Origin of the sequence: Nostoc sp. UHCC 0252 (assembly GCF_034931145.1) — a bacterium.
Classification (GTDB): domain Bacteria; phylum Cyanobacteriota; class Cyanobacteriia; order Cyanobacteriales; family Nostocaceae; genus Nostoc.
Map to the genome: position 1 here is coordinate 17,796 of NZ_JAYGHE010000030.1, position 17,844 is coordinate 35,639.

The following is a 17,844-nucleotide window of genomic DNA, read 5'->3' on the forward strand; positions in this document are numbered from 1 at the left end:
TTTTTTGACTTTTGCAAGAGGTCTATTACAAGGAACGCTGTAACCCTATCTTGTTCTTGAGAGTGGTTTGAATACTGCATAAAGCTGGGCTTGTACTGAAGTTGCAAGTGTAGGTTGCTAAGGGTTCTTTTTGATAGTTAAATACCCGGACGTTATAACCAAAGTTACGTGCTGCGCTACCCAAGCGATTTACGAAGTCGTAGCGTTCTACATACTCTAGTAAGCTCCAAATTTGCTGATTCACGATCAAGTCTACTCGTGCAGGTTCTTTGTCAGAAGCTGGATATGCTATCCAATTATCCAATAGCTTTCTCTCAGAATTCTGTTGTGCCCACCATAAACTGGGAACGGTTAATCCTTCTGGGTTTATGGTGTTAGCTGTGATTACCGAGTATTTTGGCTTGGTCAATAAGTCTAGTTCTAGAGGCGCACTAGAAGGCGACGGTATTGGGGGAGTTTGTGCTAGTGAGGGCGAGACTAGTAAAGTGGTGAAACTAATGGTTAGTAATAATAAAAATGATGTTTGGCGATGGCTGCGCCAACGCCTGCCGTAGGATGCCCAAAGGGGTGTAGGGTCGCACAATTTAGGTATATGCATAGCTGATACTAATTCGTAATTCGTAATTCGTAATTAAGGCAGTAGTAAAAATTCGCACATTTTAATTAATGTTTAATGGCAACGATGCGAATTCTTCGATAGTCTGCTATCCAAGTTCCTTGTTGATACAGTGTTGGCTTGAGATATTCCTCAACGACGCGAATTACTTGTATTTGTTGCTCACTAGAAAGTCCTGTTAAAAAACTGCTGGCGAACATCTGAATCCAGTTTGCCATACCTGCTTCCCCTTCTGCTAAAGGAGTTGGACGAGCATAAAGCATGGCATGAATGACATCAAAGCCTTGGTGTTCTAGTAAGGTGGCGTATTCAGCAATACTAGGGAAATACCAGGGATTTAGGGCTTGTGTGGGGATGTTAATTGCTTCTAAGGCGCTTTCTAAAGCTGTGGCGATCGCTTGCACATTTCCCTTACCACCAAATTCTGCCACAAAACGGCCTCCGGGTTTTAGGGATTGATGGATGGAAGCGATCGCGCTATCTGCTTCTTTCACCCAATGTAATACAGCGTTGGAAAACACAGCATCTAATGGCTTGTCTACTTGAAAGTTCCTAGCATCAGCAACATTAAAGCGGATATGGGGATAGTTTTCTCTAGCCTTTTCTATCATTGCGGGTGCAAAATCAACTCCCATGACTTCAGCACCAGCTTGGGCAATTTTTTCTGTGAGTTGTCCAGTACCACAGCCAAGATCCAAAATAGATTCTCCTGGCTGAGGGTTGAGGAATTTTAGCAAGTCCTCACCATACTGCCAGACAAAAGCATGTTTATCTTGGTAAAGAGCAGCATCCCAAGAGTTTTTAGGTATCGAAAGATTATTCATAAATAGTGAAATTACAGTGTGTTAATTTGCCGATTCATCACCGCCTAATCATCACAATAAAAAAGATTTTTAATTATGTCCAATATATATTTTCACCTTAACTAATATTTTAAAGATATGAGTTTAGGTAACAGATGGAACTACGACACTTGCGCTACTTTGTCACCTTGGCGGAAGAATTGCACTTTGGACGGGCGGCGGAACGATTACACATTGCCCAACCTCCCCTAAGTCAACAAATTCGGCAGCTAGAGGGAGAATTGGGTTTTGAACTGTTTTACCGCACGAAACGAAAAGTACAGTTAACAGAAGCGGGGCAAGTGTTTCTGAGTGAAGTGCAGCAAATTATGAGGCAATTACAACAGGCAATCCAAGTCGGGCGGCAAACCAGTCGTGGCGAAATTGGACAGTTGGTAGTCGGCTTTGTCAGTTCTGCGGCGTATAATATTTTGCCAACTATTCTGCAAACCTTTCGTAGTTGCGTTCCTGGTGTGAGCATCGAGTTGCATGAACTGACAACAGATCAACAGTTAGAGTGGTTACGAGAAGGTCGAATGGATGTAGGATTATTGCGTCCACCTGTTGAAGAAAATAAATTTAGTTGCGAAACAATTTTTCAAGAGTCGCTGATGGTGGCACTACCTGAAGCACATTTGCTAGCGAGTCAATTTAATGTATGTTTGACATCCCTTGCCAATGAACCGTTTATTTTATTTCCCAGGATATTAGCACCAGGACTTTACGACTTAATCATTAGTCTCTGCCAGCAAGCAGGTTTTAGTCCCAAGGTTGCCCAAGAAGCTATCCAGATGCAAACGATTGTCAGCCTAGTAGCAGCCGAGATGGGTGTGGCGATCGTCCCAGCATCTTTGCAAAATTTGCAACGGATTGGGGTAGTTTATAAAACTTTACAAGAACCTACGCCAAAAGTAGCGATCGCAATGATTTGGCGAAAAAACGAGACATCGCCAACTGCGTTACGGCTTGTGGAAATAGTTAAACAAGCTGCCCAGCAATGGTAAATAGGGCAGCTTGCAATTATTATCGCAATGCAGACACTCCCATAGGGCCACGAGTTACGCCCAATTGATTTTGCAGTTTCAACTCGCGCCAGAGTTGGGAACCTGTAATCTCGCCTTGCAGTAGTTGAGTATAAAAATGTATTGTTTTACTCACTTGTTCTGGTGTTTCATTGACAAACTCAATGCGAAACTGACGTAATCCCAGTTCTATGAGGCGCTGTACGTACTCGGCTCCAGTTTGAGCAGTGCCGTTAAATACAGTATTGCGGCAACCGACATCGGCTTTGAGAACGTGTTCGCTGCCTACACGGTCTTTTAATTTCACTTCCTGTTTTTCACAAGGTCGTCCACAGTTAGTGTAATCTGTACCTGTCGAGAGAAAGGCACAAAATACACAATGCTCCATGTGAAACATCGGCATGTGTTGATGGATTGTCACCTCAAACCACTGGGGTGGGCAACTGGTGAGCAGGTCTTGCAGTTGGGTAATATTTAGGTCATAGGATGCCGTCAGCCTTTCTAAACCAAAGTGTTGCTGAAAGTAGCCTGCTGTTAAAGGATTAGCAACGTTGAGCGAAAAATCTCCAATACAACGGTCTTGGGCAAAAAATTGTAGTTGATCATAATTCCGCACCAGATAGCCATCTGCTTCACAGGCACGTACTTGCTGCAAAATCCAGTTTTCCCCAGGTTTGGTAATTCGGGGTGGTGCAACCCAAATTGTGGGAAATGGGGATTGTTGCCTTTGTTTATGTACTAGCTGCACCGCTTCTCGGTAGGCGCGGGGGTCTTCAAATTCACAGTACAGTGTTTCAATACCAGCTTTGAGGGCGGCTTGCAGTTGCTTGAGATTTCGTACTAGGACGATGAGTGAAGGAGATGTAGCTTTAGCTTCCCGCAGGGTGGGAGATGAGGGGAGTAAATTTTGGAAAGAGACATCAGAATGTAATTGCCAGCGTTTGGGTTGACTTCGCAATTCTTCCAACTGTGCTACGATTTCCCGCCGCATCCGGTTTAACTCACTGACGGGTAGAATAGCGCCGCTAAGGTGGTTGGTTAGTGTTCCTAAACAGAAAGGGGTGTTACCGAGACGACCAAATTGTTCTTGTAAACGCTCTGTATCTAAGGGTTTGGTGTGCGCTTCCACCAGAGAAATTGCAGATTCTACCTGTACAATATTACCGAGTTTATCGCGGGCGATCGCAATCAACGCCTGACCAATTTCTCCATAAACCTCTACATCAATTGGACGCTGAAATTGAGGATTCTCGCCAGCAAAACTTTGACGTAGTTGCTTATCCAATTCTGGATCATTGGTTTTCCAAATGCGATCGCCTATATGCACTCGCCGCAGGTTCAAATCATTTCGCCCAAATGTCAGCATGGTTTCTTTACCTTTGGACACCACAGCATAAACCCGGCCGCCTTCTTCCTTCGCCTCTGGATGACCGCAGTCAAATACTATTCCATCCCCTGGTTTTACAGGCGCTTCCAGTTTGACTGTTACCTGTTCGTTGTGAATGCGGCTGACTTCACCTAAATAAACCCCACGTTTTTTACCAAAGCGGGCGTGAACTAGTTCCTGATTATTAATCCCGCCAAACCAACCCGTGTAGAGTCCGCGAGAAAATGCCATTTCTAAGTTGTAGTGTTCTTGATCTGATTGACCTCTCCCCCAGCCCCTCTCCGAAACGGAGAGGGGAGCTTTTATTCCCCCTTCCCTCGCAGGGAAGGGGGTTAGGGGGTTAGGTCTTTCCAATTCCGCCATCACTCCATCCAAGGCTTGGCGATAAACGCGGGTGACATTAGCAACATACTCTGGAGCTTTTAGGCGACCTTCAATTTTGAGACAAGTTACTCCTGATTTCACCAAATCTGGCAGAACATCCAACCCTGCTAGGTCTTGAGGACTGAGTAAATATTTGCGATCTTTTAAATTTACAACTTCCCCATCAGCAATTAAATCGTAGGGCATCCGGCAAGCTTGGGCACATTCACCTCGGTTGGCAGAACGTCCACCTAAAGCCTCACTAGTCAAACACTGACCGGAATATGCCACGCACAAAGCACCGTGAACAAAGACTTCCAAGGGCAGCGAAGTTTCTTGTTGGGCAATCTGCTGCTGAATTTTATTAATTTCCTGAAGAGAACATTCACGCGCCAGCACTACCAATTGACAGCCGAGGGACTTGGCAAATTCCACGCCAGCCGCACTGGTAATAGTCATTTGGGTGGAAGCATGGATGGGAAAATCGGGTGACAGGTGACGGATAAGACGGCATATACCCACATCCTGAATGATCACCGCATCCACACCTGCTGCAATGATTGTGCGGAGATATTGCTGTGCTTCTGCTAGTTCTTGGGGAAATATTAGTGTGTTGACAGTGACATAACCCTTTACGCCGCGACGGTGGAGGAATGCCATCAATTGGGGTAAGTCTGCCTCAGTAAAATTTTGTGCCCGCATTCTGGCGTTGAAGCGATCCAAACCGAAGTAAATCGCATCTGCCCCATTTTCCACAGCAGCTTTGGCACATTCCCAATTACCTGCTGGCGCGAGTAATTCAGGGCGTTGAAGGGAGGGTTGGGAAGGGGAGCGTAGGCGTAGCCCATCGGAGATATCGCTTTTCATCAGATTTAGGAGAGGTTAACTAGCACCATAGTGATTTTATCTAAGTTATTAGGGGATGGTGCGTTTTGCCGCAGGCATCGCTATCGCCACGCTAGTGTTTTAGTTTACCTGGAGGTGATGAGAAAATGATCCTGGGTTCAAATATTGTGTGTACATTGTCCACTAATATCAGTTATGCTGTAGATAGAGACTCAGCTAAAGGCGAGAATTAGCCATGTCAGAAATATCATCTGCAAAAGATTGCCGCATCGATTTACGAGTTACCCAAGAGCAAAAAGAACTATTAGAACGGGCTGCGAGTCTTAAAGGAATTTCTTTGAGTGCTTATACACTTTTTCATATTTTGCCAGTTGCCAAGCAAGATATAGATGCAAATGAAAAGCTTGTGCTGTCGAATCGTGATAGAGATTTGTTTATGTCAGTAATGGAAAATCCGCCAGAACTGAAGGGAAAACTCAAATCTGCTATTCACAAATATAGACAGAAGTATGACAAGTGATAGCGAGGCAAGATGGAATTTTGTACCAATTGATAAAACGCATCAAAAAGATTCTTTTGATTGCGGTTATGCAATTTTAAATGATTATCTTAAGAAATATGCACGCCAAAATAATAATAAAGGGATTGCTAAAACATTTGTAGCAATTCCGGCATCAGGAAGCTTGAAGATTGATGGCTATTATACTGTCAGTGCCAGCGTTATTAAGTATGAATCATTACCGGAATCTTATAATCGTGGAATGCCTGCCTATCCGATTCCAGCAATGCTGATTGGGAGATTAGCTGTAAATAACTCGGTTAAAGGACAAGGTTTAGGAGGTGAATTATTAGCTGATGCTTTCTATCGTGCTGTTCGTGCTTCTCAAGAAATTGCTATGTGCGCTGTGAGAGTTGATGCTATCGATTTACAAGCAAAAGAATTTTATCTCAAGTATGAGTTTATTCCTTTTCAAGATAATGAACTCTCATTATTTTTGCCGATAGCAACGATAGTTAGAGAGTTTAGTTAACAGAGCTATATAAATTTTAAAGGTTACTGTGAAAAGAGCGATCGCTTTTCATCAGATTTGGATAGTGCTAAGTAGCATTATCTAATTAGGTTATGCTGTGATCTTGTACTTACTTAAAAAGTATTCTAGTTCTTCATCACTACCATACCTACTTAAAACTTGAAGCCTTATCTCAGTCCTATTATCTTCAGACCAATCTTCTATATCTGTGTAACCTCTAGGAAAGCCTAATGCTTCCTCCAAATCTTCGATTGACCATCCAAGTTTTTCAAGCCCTTTCACAGTGAAAATTATTCTAGGATCAACATAAACGTCAAATTTTCGATAGCATTTGCAAATAATTTCTAAAACTTCAGTAAAATAGTTATGACAAAGTTGAAGCACTTCACCATCAGGAATGTCTTTTACATTTAAATCTTTTGCAAATTCAAATCTATAAGAATAGACAATCTCAAGAGGTTGTCCTCCAAAGAAACCACTGTGAGTAATAGGAATGGTTCCTGTCTTCTGAACTTGATTTCTTAACTCCACAAAATATTTAGCAAGATTACTACTTTTTAATTTCTCTTGCTGTTGAGGATACCATTCATTAAAACCAGGGTATTTAGACATGACAGCTTGCAGACAGAAAGTAATACTTCTTGCAGCCGAAACAAACGCACTAAATATATACTTAAATTCTTGGTAGCTGTCTTGTTTGTTTTTCAACATATCGAGGAAATAATCTGTTTCGGCAACTTTATCAACTACAAGGTAAAACCCTTTCTCAGGAAAAATGAATTTATCTGTGTTTTGATTCATAAACTCTACTATTTAGTAATTTATATTTTATTTATATAGTACATTTATACCAGTGAGATAGTAACACAGTTGTTTAAATTTAGGGTAAATGCCCAAAAAAATCAGAGAGTTAAAAGCAATTTTGTTGAAGGCTGGGTTTGTCTATCGTCCTGCTAAAGGTAGTCATACCTTCTGGACTCACCCATTGATACCTGACGAACCAGTTACGATTGCGGGAAAAGATGGAGATGATGCACCCCGATACTTGGAAAAGCAAGTCAATCGTGTTTTGAAACAATTAGAAAAAATAGAGGAGGAATAATGAACGATCGCTACAGTATGGTAATTCAATGGTCAGATGAGGATAATTGCTACTTAGTACACTTACCGGAATTCCCTTGGCAGCAATTCCACACTCATGGTAAGACTTATGAAGAAGCCGCTAAACATGGACATGAAGTGATTGAATCTCTGATTGAATGGTATGAAGAGCAAGGAAAACCTCTACCAGAGCCAATTACTTTCCCTCAGAAACCATTAAAAGTGGCTTAAATCTTTTTAAGATACTCTGCACAAGTAGGGTCGCACCCTTACCCCAATCCCTCAATATCAGCACTTTCCCCTTCCGACTCAACAGGCTCAAACTTAACTTTGTTGTATAAATCCTGTAGAGAAATCTCAAAGGGTACGGTTACAAGTGCGATCGCTTCATCTTCTTCATCATATTCACGAAGCGTCCATTGCTTTTTACCAATTTTAGAGAATTGCTCTACATAAATTCTTGTTTGGTCAATTAACAGATATTCTTGAAAGGTAGAAATAGTTCGGTAAGCTTCAAATTTATCTTGGCGTTCGCATAGCGTCTCCGCAGGAGAATCGTAGCCTTTGGTAGATTTTGATAAGACCTCAACAATAATATGTGGATTCAGAATTACATCCTTCCGGTTGTTAAAAAACTCTGGTTCACCTGCCAGAATCATCACATCTGGATAGGTATAGGTAAGCTTTTGGAGTATCCATAGACGAACATCACCCATAAAAACCCGGTAGTTCTGCTTTTTAAAAGCGAAATTTAACTCAGTACTTAAGTTGAGTGCTATTTGATTATGATTTACTGTTCCACCCGCCATAGGAATTATTTCCCCATCAATGTATTCACTTTTGTAGTCAGCAGCTTCTTCTAGCTCTAAATATTCCTCTGGGGTATAGTATCGCTGTTTTGTTATTTGCATAATTTTATCAGGTAGCAATGTTTAACGATACGGAGCGTCTAATGACTCATGTTTACTGAACAGTTTAACGTGGTTAGATAGAGATGTTATGTACTTTGTAAAAAGTGAGCGTAGGCGCAGCCTAACTTAGGCATCGCTATCTCAATTCACAAAATAGCTCACATACTATTGATAACCAGCTGCTTGTAACAGAAATAACTTGGCATAACGTCCTCCTAGCTTTAACAATTCTTCGTGAGTTCCTTGTTCTATAACTTCCCCATTTTCTATAACTAAAATTTTGTCAGCCATTCGTACCGTTGAGAAGCGATGGGAAATCAAAAGTACCATCTGATTTTTAGTAACAGTGCGAAAATGATTGAAAATCTCAAACTCAGCTTGGGCATCTATTGCTGATGTTGGTTCATCTAACACCAAGATATCTGCTTGCGATCGCATAAAAGCACGAGACAAAGCAATTTTCTGCCACTGTCCCCCAGAAAGTTCCTGTCCTCCCTTAAACCAACGACCAAGTTGAGTCTGGAAACTTTGGGGTAATTGGTCAATAAAAGATTGCGCCATGCCTTTTTCAGCAGCAGTTTGCCAACGGTTTTTGTTTTCGAGATGTTCTACATCGCCCACGCCAATATTCTCACCCACAGTAAACTGGTAGCGGACAAAGTTCTGAAAAATCACACCAATCCGACGACGCAACACATCCACATCCCATTCCTGCAAGTCCAAACCATCTAAGAAAATTCGCCCAGAGTCAGGGGTGTAGAGTCGGGTAAGTAGTTTGATTAAGGTAGTCTTACCAGAACCGTTTTCACCGACAATTGCCAGTTTCTCTCTGGGTTTCAAGTGCAGCGAAATGTTTGTCAATGCTGGCTTAGAAGTTCCTGGGTAAGTAAATGATACGTTCTCAAAACGAATACCATCTTGAGGATTTAAACCAATGGTTGCGTTACCCCAAGACTTTGGTACTTTCTCTTCGAGGAAATCGTAGAGATTTGATAAATATAGGTTATCTTCATACATCCCTCCAATAGAAGTCAGGGCATTGGAAAAAGTAGATTGTCCTTGGCGAAATACAGTGAGATACATTGTCATATCTCCCAAAGAAATCCTACCTCGAACTGTTTCTAGCACAATCCAAGCGTATGCTACGTAAAAAGCGCCAGTACTAACTAAACCCAGGAGATATCCCCACACTCCTCGTCGCAGAGTCAAATCGCGGTCTTCGCCGTAGAGTTGATCGAATAGGTTGCGGTAACGTCCTAGCAGCATCTCTCCTAGTTGGTAGAGTTTGACTTCTGTGACAAAATCTTCTCTTGCTAGCAGATTTTCTAAGTAGTGCTGTTGACGGGTTTCTGCCGCACGCCAACTAAATAATCGAAAGCCTTCCCCAGCAAACTTTGTTTCGGCAATAAATACAGGTATGGCAGCTAAAATCAGCATTAGCACCGCCCAAACTGAGAAATTCACTAGCAAAATACCGTAGGTGAACAGGGAAAGAGCATTTTGCACTAACCCAAAGGTGCGGTTTACTAAAGAAAGGGGACGAACAGATGCTTCTCGTCGGGCATTGGTCAATTTATCATAGAATTCTGAATCTTCAAACTGCCTGAGATCGAGTGTCAGCGCCTTTTCTAAGATGAGTACATTTACCCGTTGACCCAGTAGCGCCCGTAATAACGATTGACAAATGATGATTCCCCGTTGACCGCCTGCTAGTAAAATTACAGCGATCGCTTCTAATCCTACATAAGATAGGGAAGGATAAATATTGACAAAACTATTGCTTTGTGAGTTAACTTGAGAGGCAACTACCACTGCATCCACAATTAACTTACTGATGTAGGATATCGCCGCCGGCAATAGACCAGCTACCAAAGTTAAACTCGCCAGAAGAATAGTAAGCGATCGGCTAGTAGTCCATACTAGGCTTACAGCCCGTCCACTGTAGCGGAAAACCGTCAGCGATTGCCGCAGGATATTTCTTTTTTTTTAATCTTCATCTTTTTTTGGGCGAGATACCCCAGCTTGGGCGAATCTTCCTGACTCTATTAAATCTTTATTAATTTTACATTTTTCTGAGAATGTTCGCCGAAAACCCCGAAGTTAAAACCTAAAAACTTTTTGGGGTCTTTATGTTTCGGGGTGGTCACGCCATTTCACGAAATAATTGATACAAATCACTTTTCTTACCTCCCCTGCCCCCTTGCCTCCTCATCCCCACAATCTTCTACCAGCTTTGCCACTTAATCTTTCATGAGTATCTTCCAATAAAGCTGGAATATCTAACTTTTCTGGACATTTGGGCAAACAGTCACCGCATTCTGTACATCGGTTGCCTTTCATTCCAGGAAACCAGTGACCCGCATTTTCAAACATTCCGTAACGATATTGTCCATAATCTTTCATATCGTATGCCACTGCAAGATTTCGTAACCGCAATACCTCTGGAATATTGATATTTTCTGGACATGGCAAACAGGCATAACACTGGCTACATTTATCAGTTTTTAAAGCAACTTTTTGCTGATTTTCTAACCTCTGGAAAGCAGAATTTTCTGCTGATGTTAACCCTCCATCATCGTCAGCGATTTGCAAAGGTTCCTTTAATTCATCTGGGTTGGCCGGGCCTATACTCAAAGTAGTAATACGGTTGTCAGAAAGTAAAAATCGATAGTTTAGCTCTAAGGGTGAATACGGGTAGCATAGGTCTTTTAGAGTTTGAGGCGGCGTATACAACTGTCCTCCCTTGTCGGCAGGGGAAATAATGAAAATACCCATGTCGTTTTGAGCAGCTAGTTGAATTGCTGGTGCGTGCCGTTGAAAAAAATAGTAATAATGTAGATTGACAAACTCAAATAAATTTGTCTTGATAACTGCCTGAATTACCTCTAATGACCCGTGGCTGGAAAAACCAACGTGTCGCACTCGACCATCAGCAATAGCTTCCTCCACGGCTTGCATACAGCCATTTTTGGCTTGCACCCACTCTAAATGCTGCCAAGTGTTCAAGCCATGAACGCCTAAGCAATCTAAATAATCTAGCTGTAATCGTTCTAGGGATTCGTCGATGCACCGACGCATGGTGTCAGCATCTGCTGTGGCTGAGATTTTGGTAGTGATGTAAAGCCTTGTTCGGGGTACTGACAACCCAGCTTTTAACGCCCTACCAAGATACTCTTCGCTTTTGCCGTAACCTCTGGCAGTTTCGAGATGATTAATTCCTAGCGCTAAGGCTTGTTCAATGGTTTGATGAGCATTTTCAAAAGAAGCTAGGTAGCGCATTGTTCCCAAGGAAAAAACCGAGAGGTGCAGATTCGTTTTTCCAAAGCGTCGGTATTGCATCTTTAACAAAGAGTTAGGAATTATTCAATTTTAAATTTTAGATTTTAGATTTTTCCTTCAATCTAAAATCCAAAATTCAAAATCTAAAATTGTCTAGCTGTCGCCATTACCAAAGCGCTTGATCAAATCTTCGGGACGGAGATTGGAAATAAATTCACGGAAGGCTTGCTGTTCGGCTTCATCGGCATCGCGGTCAACAGGAATAGAAGCATCAGCAATTACTTCTTCCATTACCCAAATGGGGGTATTTGTACGGAGGGCAATGGCGATCGCATCGCTAGGACGCGCGTCAATTTCTTTTTTGACCTCGCCTTGCTGGACAATTAAGGCTGCATAAAATGTATCCTTTTGCAGGGAATGAATGATCACCTTTTCTAGAGTCATATTCCAAGTCTCTAGAAGATTCACAATCAGGTCGTGAGTTAAGGGTCTGGGAGGCTTCTGATTCTCCAGCGCACCCATAATTGCCCTAGCCTGTTCCTGACCAATGTAAATTGGCAAAGCCCGCCGATCTGAAGAATCTTTCAAAAGGACGATCGGGCTGCGGGTTATGGCATCTAATGCTATGCCAGCAACTTTCATTTCAATCATTGCCTAAGCCTCTACAATGACTTGAGAGCCTTGGATGCTGTGTAACAAATAGTACCCATTTTTGGGCGGTTTGGCGACAGTAATAAACATAAGCATTCGTTCTCTATAATTGCTTCTATTAAACTCCGAACTTGTTGTGAAAACCAGAGTAAGTCAAATTGGTCTTCTTAGACAATAACCTTCTTAACCAAGTATGCCTCGTGAAGGATGCTAATGTGTTAATATTCATAGACTAAAAAAAGTCAGAAAATATACTTGAATGTTCTAAATTTTTGTGACAATTACCAATTGACTTTCGGCACAATTAGGCAATAAATAGAGATAGTTTGACAAAAAAGCTGTGTTTACAGGATTAATCCAGGCATTAGGAACGATAGAACCCTTGGGGGGCGATTCTTGGCAAATTACTTGTGTAAGCCAGTCTGGTGAAGTAATTATGCAAGATTTGGCTTATGGCGACAGTGTTGCTGTTGATGGTGTTTGCCTGACAGTAGAACAAGTTTTAAAAGACGGGTTTATTGCCACAGCTTCACCGGAAACTCTCCGCCGCACCACGTTAGGAGGTGAGCAAACGCAACAGAGATATGTCAATTTAGAAGCGTCGCTAAGGGTAGGCAGTAAAGTTGGCGGTCATTTTGTAATGGGCCATGTAGATGGCATCGGTAGATTGCTAGTGGCAGAACAAACGGCTAGTTCTTGGGAAATGACTTTTATTGCATCTAATGCGATCGCACGGTACATTGTCCCCAAAGGTAGCATAACTGTTAATGGCATCAGTCTCACAGTAGCCGCTTATGAGCCAGAACTCTCTCAATTCAAGGTGGCGGTGATTCCCCTCACATACACTGAGACAAATCTTCGCTATTTGGTTTCTGGAAGTTTGGTCAATCTAGAAGGGGATATTCTCGGCAAATACGTCGAAAAATTCCTTTATTCTGGCAATCCACACACCACAGCCACTGATGAAACAAGTTTAGATGGCATTACACCCGCATTCTTAGCAGAACACGGGTATTTGTAATTGGGAATGGGGAATGGGAAAGAGGACTTGGAGACAAGGAGAATTGGGGACAAGGCGAAAGACTTATTGTAAGTTCTAAACTTTTGTCCCCTTGTCCCCTTGTCCCTCTGCCCCCTGCTTCTTCTAGCTACCTGGTTTTTGGCTTACCTGAGTAGTTTGTAAGCCTAGTACTAACTGACTGAGGCCGCTTTGTAAATGCACGCCTGGGTCAGTAGCAACCCACCCGTTCGGTGTCAAATGGCGAACTTCAAAGTGCAGGTGAGGCCCTGTGGAGTTGCCGGTGCTGCCAACTCGACCGATGACAGTTCCAGGTTGTACCCATTGACCAGGTTGAACAAAGATTTCTGACATGTGTCCGTAGAGGGTTTGTTGAGCCGATTTGTGATTCAGGGTGACAGTTAAACCATAACCGCCCAACCAGTTAGCGGTTTCTACCTGACCAGCAGCAGCTGCCAAAACTGGCGTACCCGTAGGCGCACCTATATCTGTACCAGCATGGAAGCGTTGATTACCTGTGATTGGATGAATTCGCCAACCAAATACAGAAGTAATGGAAGCAGGAATAGACAGGGGATACATCATTCCCGTACCACTATATGCAACTCTCCCCGTGTAAGGGATTTGCGGTAATACAGATGCCAGTGAGAAGTCGTAAGCTACATTGCTGGGGCGGGGTGCAATGTTACCATCTGCCATTGGTGGGAGTAAAGTTCCGCCACTGGGCGCGATGGGAGTTGCACTAACTGTTGTGGGGCTAAACTCGCCGGGACTTGGGATAAACCGATTCGGGCGAAATGCGCTCTTGGTGACGCTGCTAGAAGCACTTTGAGCAGCACGCCATCTACTGGTATTGCTAGTAGTTGCAACTTGCCGCACGGTTGGAACTACTGGTAATTGGGCGTTTTGACTTCTTTTCAGCCAATTAGGTGCTGCTTTACCAGCAGAATCAGCTACATTCCTTTGGGGTACTTTGGCGCAAATGCCGCCCAATACGCTTTGTCCTGAAGGTAAAATGGCTCGACAACCACTGGAGCGCTCTGTGAGAATTACAGAATTTGGTGCTTGATAAGTACCTGTAGCACCACTGTCATAACTATTAGGATCAATGTAGGCGTTATTATAATCCTTGGTTTTCCCTGCTGTTGCACTAACAGAGCTATTAGAGTTATTTGATGGTTGAGCAACTTCTGGAAGTTTTTTAGGTGCATAGCGGACAGGGGTATTGGGTTTTTCCTGTCTCACTCTTGCAGGAGTTACCTGGGAGGCTTCTACCTTGGGCTTTTGTCTGATAATTACAACAGGTTCAGCAGTTTCGATTTTGGGCGTAGACTGTCTAACTGGTTCTTTTGATTGAGCAACTTCTGGCTTACGCAATCTTTGTTTGAGTCTGGTTCGCCGTTGGGAAAATTCCGGTTGTGCTTGAACGGCTTCGGGTGCAACAGCCTGTTTTTTTAAGCCGAGCGGAGTCGAAGCTTTAACTGGATTTGTAACTGCTGAAGGCTTGGAACTTTCAACAGTGGGAACGATATTATCTATTTGTGTTTCCGTTTGGGCAAACACAAAGCCGCCGCTAAGGAGGCTAACGCTACTCAGCCAGCAGAGGCTCTGGGCTGGTAGTGTTGAGGCAAAACGTTTTTTTGTTAGACCTTGCTGCCATAAGCAATGCAAACGATGATGGGCAGAATTATTGCGCTGCGTCATTTGTTCTCTCAGTTGTGTGTAATTAGCCTAAAGAGATGATGCTAGTGGTTTGTCTTGCCCAAAGAGCGGAATTTTGAACAAACCTCAAATTTAAACGGAAGATTTATGGTACCCCAAACTGATTGTACCGGGTTGAATATAAATTTCCGGTGTAATTAGTTCCTTTGGATGATGTATTTGTAAATAAACTCGCAAATTTCCTTGAGGTGTCACTCCAACTACAGTACCTAAAAGATTATTGACATACACCTGATCACCCATATTTGTAAGCAAGTCCAGATAGCGAGGCAAGAGTATGCTTACTCCTTCTTGGCAAAGGCACTTCATACCGGATTCTATTCCCAGCAAGACGATAGAGGTGAGCATTTCTAGACAAGAAATTGGTCTGAAATCTTGCAAAGCTTGCCACGATTCCAGGTTGATTCCTGTTTCGGGGACTGGATTTGTCCAGTTAATACCAACACCAATTACTGCTTGAGTGATTTGTCCTTTGTTTATTTTTGTTTCTGTCAAAATGCCGCCTAGTTTGCGACCATTGAGAACTAAATCATTGGGCCATTTTATTCCAACATCTATACCGTGCTGGCGCAACTGAGAGGCAATTCCCCAAGCTGTAGCGAAAGTTAGTTGGTAGCTGTCAGTAGCCTCTATTTTGTGATCAAAAGAAATCGCCACGGAAACATATAATCCCCCTGCTGGAGAAATCCACTCGCGTCCCCATTGTCCCCGCCCAGCAGTTTGCTGAGTTGCAATTACTGCTGTTCCCGAAATAGCTCCTTGGTTAACTAAGTCCCAAAGGGTTTGATTTGTTGAGGAGACGCTTTCAAAAAAGTGGAGGGAAAATGGTAAATATGTATCACACTTTTGCCTTGCTTTTAAGGCTGCTTCCAAGTTTTGCAGATTAAATCCCACAGCAGTTAACCCAAATTCCGTTGTTCAAGTTAGCATTGATTGGCTGATGAGTGATTTTTCTTTAGGTTTGGTTGAAGATGCACACTTGGCACTGGCGCAATTCGGAAGGACTGCCTTTTCTAACTTGTAGTATTCTGGAACATTGGCATCACGGCTTCTTTACCCAGCAGTTTTGGCCGCGATCGCCACAAGTTATCACAGAAGTATTGCAACCAGAGGCATCAGTCTATCGCTTAAAGCAGGTTCATGGCAATACTGTTCTCACTCCCCAAGAAGTTGAAAACTTCTTAAGCTCTGCTGAGGAGGATTTAGCATCGGCGGATGGTTTGATGAGCGAACAGCCAAGACAAGCCATTTGGGTCGCTAGCGCAGATTGTACACCCGTGCTAATTGGGGATATAAAAACTGGACAGGTGGCAGCATTACACGCAGGTTGGCGGGGGACTGCTAAGAAAATTGTGCCCCTAGCGATCGCTCGGCTACAATCTCAAGGCAGCAAACTCGATGATTTACGCGTTGCAATGGGCCCCGCGATCGCTGGTGAGGTTTACCAAGTCTCTATCGAAGTGGCTGCCGAAATCGGATCTAGTGTTATATCACACGATGACGAAGAAAAAATTTTAACGGCATTGCATGAATTACCAAATTCACCTTTACTAGAAGATCCTAATCCAGGCAAGGTACGGCTAGATGTGCGGCGAGTGAATACCTTACAACTGGAAAATATGGGAATAAGTGCAGAACAAATTGCGATCGCACCTTATTGCACTTTCCAAACTCCAGAACATTTCTTTTCTTACCGCCGAGAAAAAGAGAAAAAAGTACAGTGGTCAGGGATTGTTAGCGGTAAAACAAGTCAAAATAATTCGTAATTCGTAATTATTTAGTCGCTAGCCTATATTCTCATCACGGGATAGTTAGTCTGTATAATTTTGGGAAATTCTTTAACTCAAAGCTTCACTCAACAACTCACGGTGTATTAAAGCACCATCAACCAAAGATTGGATTTTCTCAGATGATAAAGGATCGCCATTTGCATAATGCTCCATCCAAGCCAAGCTAATCAAATTGGGGTCATCTGGTAAACTCGCTAAATCCCACCCAGGCATTTCTAAATCTTCCATGAGACGATTTACCTTGGGATCGTAACTGAGAGCAAAACAGCGACAACCTTCAGCAGCAGCCATAATTAAACTGTGTAAGCGCATCCCAATCGCCATCTCCACACCACGAAACACACCTTTTAAAAGTTGTGGATCTTCTAAACACAAAATCTGGCTGACATCTTTAAGTTGTGGTTGAATAGCTTCGGCGATACTTAAATCTTCACTTTTTTGAAATGGCAGTAGTAAAATAAAAGCCTGCGTAGCTTTTTGAAAGTCCACCAAAGCACGAGTTAAGTTTGCTAGCCGTGTTTCTGTAAGTAGGGGATGCGATCGCAACGTTACTGCAACTCTCGGCGCAGGTAAATCCCAAAGTCCCGGCACTGGTTTAGATTCCAACGCCCAAACCGGGTCAGGAGCTATGATACAAGGAATTTGCCAATCAGATAATAAAGCAGCACTGGCGCGATCGCGGACGCTAACTTTGGTACAATTACCAAAAGTTTGCCGTGCCAACCAACGAGTTTGCGGACGCACTAACGGGCCAATCCCCTGCGCCCAAGCAACAGTTTTCAAACCCATTTTCTGCGCTAATGCCATCAGTCCCCCATAATAAAATGGGCTGATAGTACTGGTGACATCTTGAATAAGACTTCCACCGCCCCAAATTAAGGCATCGCAAGAACGTAAAGCTTGCAATACAGGTAAGGGAGCCATGCGATCGCAAGTTTCTACATTGTAGCGATCGCGCGTTTCCTTTGGATTCCCCGAAAGTACCACAGGCGTTACGTGAGATGGTAACATTTGCAGAAGCGTTGCCAACAAAGCTTCGTCACCACCATTACCTTTACCGTAATACCCAGACAATAATGCCCGCATTTTGACCATTTTGGATTTTGGATTTTAGATTTTGGATTAATAGCTATTGTTAAATGAATCTCTGTCCCCGATACAGATGGTAAACTCATTCCCAAATTCTATTTTGAATAGTGCAGAAGATAGTTATAACTCTCTCAGAACTCGGACGTTGAGCTTCTGAACTCGGAGGTTGAACCTTT

At 42.9% G+C, this 17,844-nt stretch carries 18 protein-coding genes; 7 read left to right on the forward strand and 11 right to left on the reverse strand.

Annotation, left to right across the window (positions count from 1 at the left end; genetic code table 11):
* Positions 1–25 precede the first annotated feature (25 nt).
* Positions 26–598 carry a hypothetical protein gene (locus VB732_RS17685; protein WP_323232211.1) on the reverse strand — a complete coding sequence of 191 codons (573 nt, stop codon included), beginning with the start codon at positions 596–598 and terminating at the stop codon, positions 26–28.
* A gap of 65 nt (positions 599–663) precedes the next feature.
* On the reverse strand, positions 664–1,440 hold the full coding sequence (locus tag VB732_RS17690) for a methyltransferase domain-containing protein (RefSeq protein WP_323232212.1): 777 nt from the start codon (positions 1,438–1,440) through the stop codon (positions 664–666).
* A gap of 134 nt (positions 1,441–1,574) precedes the next feature.
* On the opposite strand from VB732_RS17690, the gene VB732_RS17695 reads away from it, so the two are divergent.
* Positions 1,575–2,462, forward strand: coding sequence for a LysR family transcriptional regulator (locus VB732_RS17695; protein WP_323232213.1), 888 nt, complete (start codon positions 1,575–1,577; stop codon positions 2,460–2,462).
* Positions 2,463–2,481: 19 nt separating this feature from the next.
* Here VB732_RS17695 and VB732_RS17700 read toward each other — a convergent pair whose 3' ends face one another.
* Positions 2,482–5,097, reverse strand: a complete 2,616-nt coding sequence (locus tag VB732_RS17700; protein WP_323232214.1) for a U32 family peptidase — start codon at positions 5,095–5,097, stop codon at positions 2,482–2,484.
* A gap of 214 nt (positions 5,098–5,311) precedes the next feature.
* Between VB732_RS17700 and VB732_RS17705 the strand changes: the two genes are divergently transcribed.
* Together VB732_RS17705 and VB732_RS17710 are read left to right on the forward strand one after the other, a co-directional pair.
* On the forward strand, positions 5,312–5,596 hold the full coding sequence (locus VB732_RS17705; protein WP_323232215.1) for a DUF1778 domain-containing protein: 285 nt from the start codon (positions 5,312–5,314) through the stop codon (positions 5,594–5,596).
* Positions 5,586–6,107, forward strand: a complete 522-nt coding sequence (locus VB732_RS17710; RefSeq protein WP_323232216.1) for a GNAT family N-acetyltransferase — start codon at positions 5,586–5,588, stop codon at positions 6,105–6,107. The genes VB732_RS17705 and VB732_RS17710 overlap by 11 nt, the downstream gene beginning before the upstream one ends.
* Before the next feature lie 90 nt (positions 6,108–6,197).
* Here VB732_RS17710 and VB732_RS17715 read toward each other — a convergent pair whose 3' ends face one another.
* Positions 6,198–6,908, reverse strand: a complete 711-nt coding sequence (locus tag VB732_RS17715) for a hypothetical protein (RefSeq protein WP_323232217.1) — start codon at positions 6,906–6,908, stop codon at positions 6,198–6,200.
* An 88-nt stretch (positions 6,909–6,996) separates the two neighbouring features.
* Between VB732_RS17715 and VB732_RS17720 the strand changes: the two genes are divergently transcribed.
* Positions 6,997–7,209 carry a type II toxin-antitoxin system HicA family toxin gene (locus VB732_RS17720; protein WP_323232218.1) on the forward strand — a complete coding sequence of 71 codons (213 nt, stop codon included), beginning with the start codon at positions 6,997–6,999 and terminating at the stop codon, positions 7,207–7,209.
* Entirely contained in the window at positions 7,209–7,439 is a 231-nt protein-coding gene (locus VB732_RS17725; protein WP_323232219.1) for a type II toxin-antitoxin system HicB family antitoxin, read from the forward strand. The genes VB732_RS17720 and VB732_RS17725 overlap by 1 nt, the downstream gene beginning before the upstream one ends.
* Positions 7,440–7,477: 38 nt before the next feature.
* On the opposite strand, the gene VB732_RS17730 is transcribed toward VB732_RS17725, so the two are convergent.
* From VB732_RS17730 to VB732_RS17745, 4 genes are all read right to left on the reverse strand, one after another.
* Entirely contained in the window at positions 7,478–8,119 is a 642-nt protein-coding gene (locus VB732_RS17730; RefSeq protein WP_323232220.1) for a Uma2 family endonuclease, read from the reverse strand.
* Between the two features lie 165 nt (positions 8,120–8,284).
* A complete protein-coding gene (locus tag VB732_RS17735) occupies positions 8,285–10,093 on the reverse strand; it encodes an ABC transporter ATP-binding protein (RefSeq protein WP_323232265.1) in 1,809 nt (602 codons plus the stop codon).
* Between the two features lie 234 nt (positions 10,094–10,327).
* Positions 10,328–11,458: an aldo/keto reductase gene (locus VB732_RS17740; RefSeq protein ID WP_323232221.1), complete on the reverse strand. Its 1,131-nt coding sequence runs from the start codon at positions 11,456–11,458 to the stop codon at positions 10,328–10,330.
* A 93-nt stretch (positions 11,459–11,551) separates the two neighbouring features.
* Positions 11,552–12,049: a bifunctional nuclease family protein gene (locus VB732_RS17745; protein WP_012406891.1), complete on the reverse strand. Its 498-nt coding sequence runs from the start codon at positions 12,047–12,049 to the stop codon at positions 11,552–11,554.
* Positions 12,050–12,389: 340 nt separating this feature from the next.
* Between VB732_RS17745 and VB732_RS17750 the strand changes: the two genes are divergently transcribed.
* Complete coding sequence (locus VB732_RS17750) at positions 12,390–13,070, forward strand: riboflavin synthase (protein ID WP_323232222.1); 681 nt, start codon at positions 12,390–12,392, stop codon at positions 13,068–13,070.
* A 123-nt stretch (positions 13,071–13,193) separates the two neighbouring features.
* Here VB732_RS17750 and VB732_RS17755 read toward each other — a convergent pair whose 3' ends face one another.
* Both VB732_RS17755 and VB732_RS17760 read right to left on the reverse strand, forming a co-directional pair.
* Positions 13,194–14,771 carry a M23 family metallopeptidase gene (locus VB732_RS17755; protein WP_323232223.1) on the reverse strand — a complete coding sequence of 526 codons (1,578 nt, stop codon included), beginning with the start codon at positions 14,769–14,771 and terminating at the stop codon, positions 13,194–13,196.
* 90 nt (positions 14,772–14,861) lie between these two features.
* Positions 14,862–15,683 (reverse strand): biotin--[acetyl-CoA-carboxylase] ligase, encoded by an 822-nt coding sequence (locus VB732_RS17760; protein WP_323232224.1) that lies wholly within the window; start codon positions 15,681–15,683, stop codon positions 14,862–14,864.
* A gap of 77 nt (positions 15,684–15,760) precedes the next feature.
* On the opposite strand from VB732_RS17760, the gene pgeF reads away from it, so the two are divergent.
* The gene (gene pgeF, locus VB732_RS17765; protein ID WP_323232225.1) at positions 15,761–16,555 is read left to right on the forward strand and encodes a peptidoglycan editing factor PgeF; all 795 of its coding nucleotides are present in this window, start codon (positions 15,761–15,763) and stop codon (positions 16,553–16,555) included.
* A 72-nt stretch (positions 16,556–16,627) separates the two neighbouring features.
* Here the strand turns inward: pgeF and csaB are convergent, their stop codons facing one another.
* Positions 16,628–17,665 (reverse strand): polysaccharide pyruvyl transferase CsaB, encoded by a 1,038-nt coding sequence (gene csaB / locus VB732_RS17770; protein ID WP_323232266.1) that lies wholly within the window; start codon positions 17,663–17,665, stop codon positions 16,628–16,630.
* Between the last annotated feature and the right edge of the window lie 179 nt (positions 17,666–17,844).

Coding starts and splice junctions, on each gene's coding strand:
- VB732_RS17695 (WP_323232213.1), top strand. CDS start 1,575: ATGGAACTACGACACTTGCGCTACTTTGTCACCTTGGCGGAAGAATTG.
- VB732_RS17720 (WP_323232218.1), top strand. CDS start 6,997: ATGCCCAAAAAAATCAGAGAGTTAAAAGCAATTTTGTTGAAGGCTGGG.
- VB732_RS17740 (WP_323232221.1), bottom strand. CDS start 11,458: ATGCAATACCGACGCTTTGGAAAAACGAATCTGCACCTCTCGGTTTTT.
- VB732_RS17705 (WP_323232215.1), top strand. CDS start 5,312: ATGTCAGAAATATCATCTGCAAAAGATTGCCGCATCGATTTACGAGTT.
- VB732_RS17700 (WP_323232214.1), bottom strand. CDS start 5,097: ATGAAAAGCGATATCTCCGATGGGCTACGCCTACGCTCCCCTTCCCAA.
- VB732_RS17730 (WP_323232220.1), bottom strand. CDS start 8,119: ATGCAAATAACAAAACAGCGATACTATACCCCAGAGGAATATTTAGAG.
- VB732_RS17725 (WP_323232219.1), top strand. CDS start 7,209: ATGAACGATCGCTACAGTATGGTAATTCAATGGTCAGATGAGGATAAT.
- VB732_RS17755 (WP_323232223.1), bottom strand. CDS start 14,771: ATGACGCAGCGCAATAATTCTGCCCATCATCGTTTGCATTGCTTATGG.
- VB732_RS17690 (WP_323232212.1), bottom strand. CDS start 1,440: ATGAATAATCTTTCGATACCTAAAAACTCTTGGGATGCTGCTCTTTAC.
- VB732_RS17685 (WP_323232211.1), bottom strand. CDS start 598: ATGCATATACCTAAATTGTGCGACCCTACACCCCTTTGGGCATCCTAC.
- VB732_RS17715 (WP_323232217.1), bottom strand. CDS start 6,908: ATGAATCAAAACACAGATAAATTCATTTTTCCTGAGAAAGGGTTTTAC.
- csaB (WP_323232266.1), bottom strand. CDS start 17,665: ATGCGGGCATTATTGTCTGGGTATTACGGTAAAGGTAATGGTGGTGAC.
- VB732_RS17710 (WP_323232216.1), top strand. CDS start 5,586: ATGACAAGTGATAGCGAGGCAAGATGGAATTTTGTACCAATTGATAAA.
- pgeF (WP_323232225.1), top strand. CDS start 15,761: ATGCACACTTGGCACTGGCGCAATTCGGAAGGACTGCCTTTTCTAACT.
- VB732_RS17745 (WP_012406891.1), bottom strand. CDS start 12,049: ATGATTGAAATGAAAGTTGCTGGCATAGCATTAGATGCCATAACCCGC.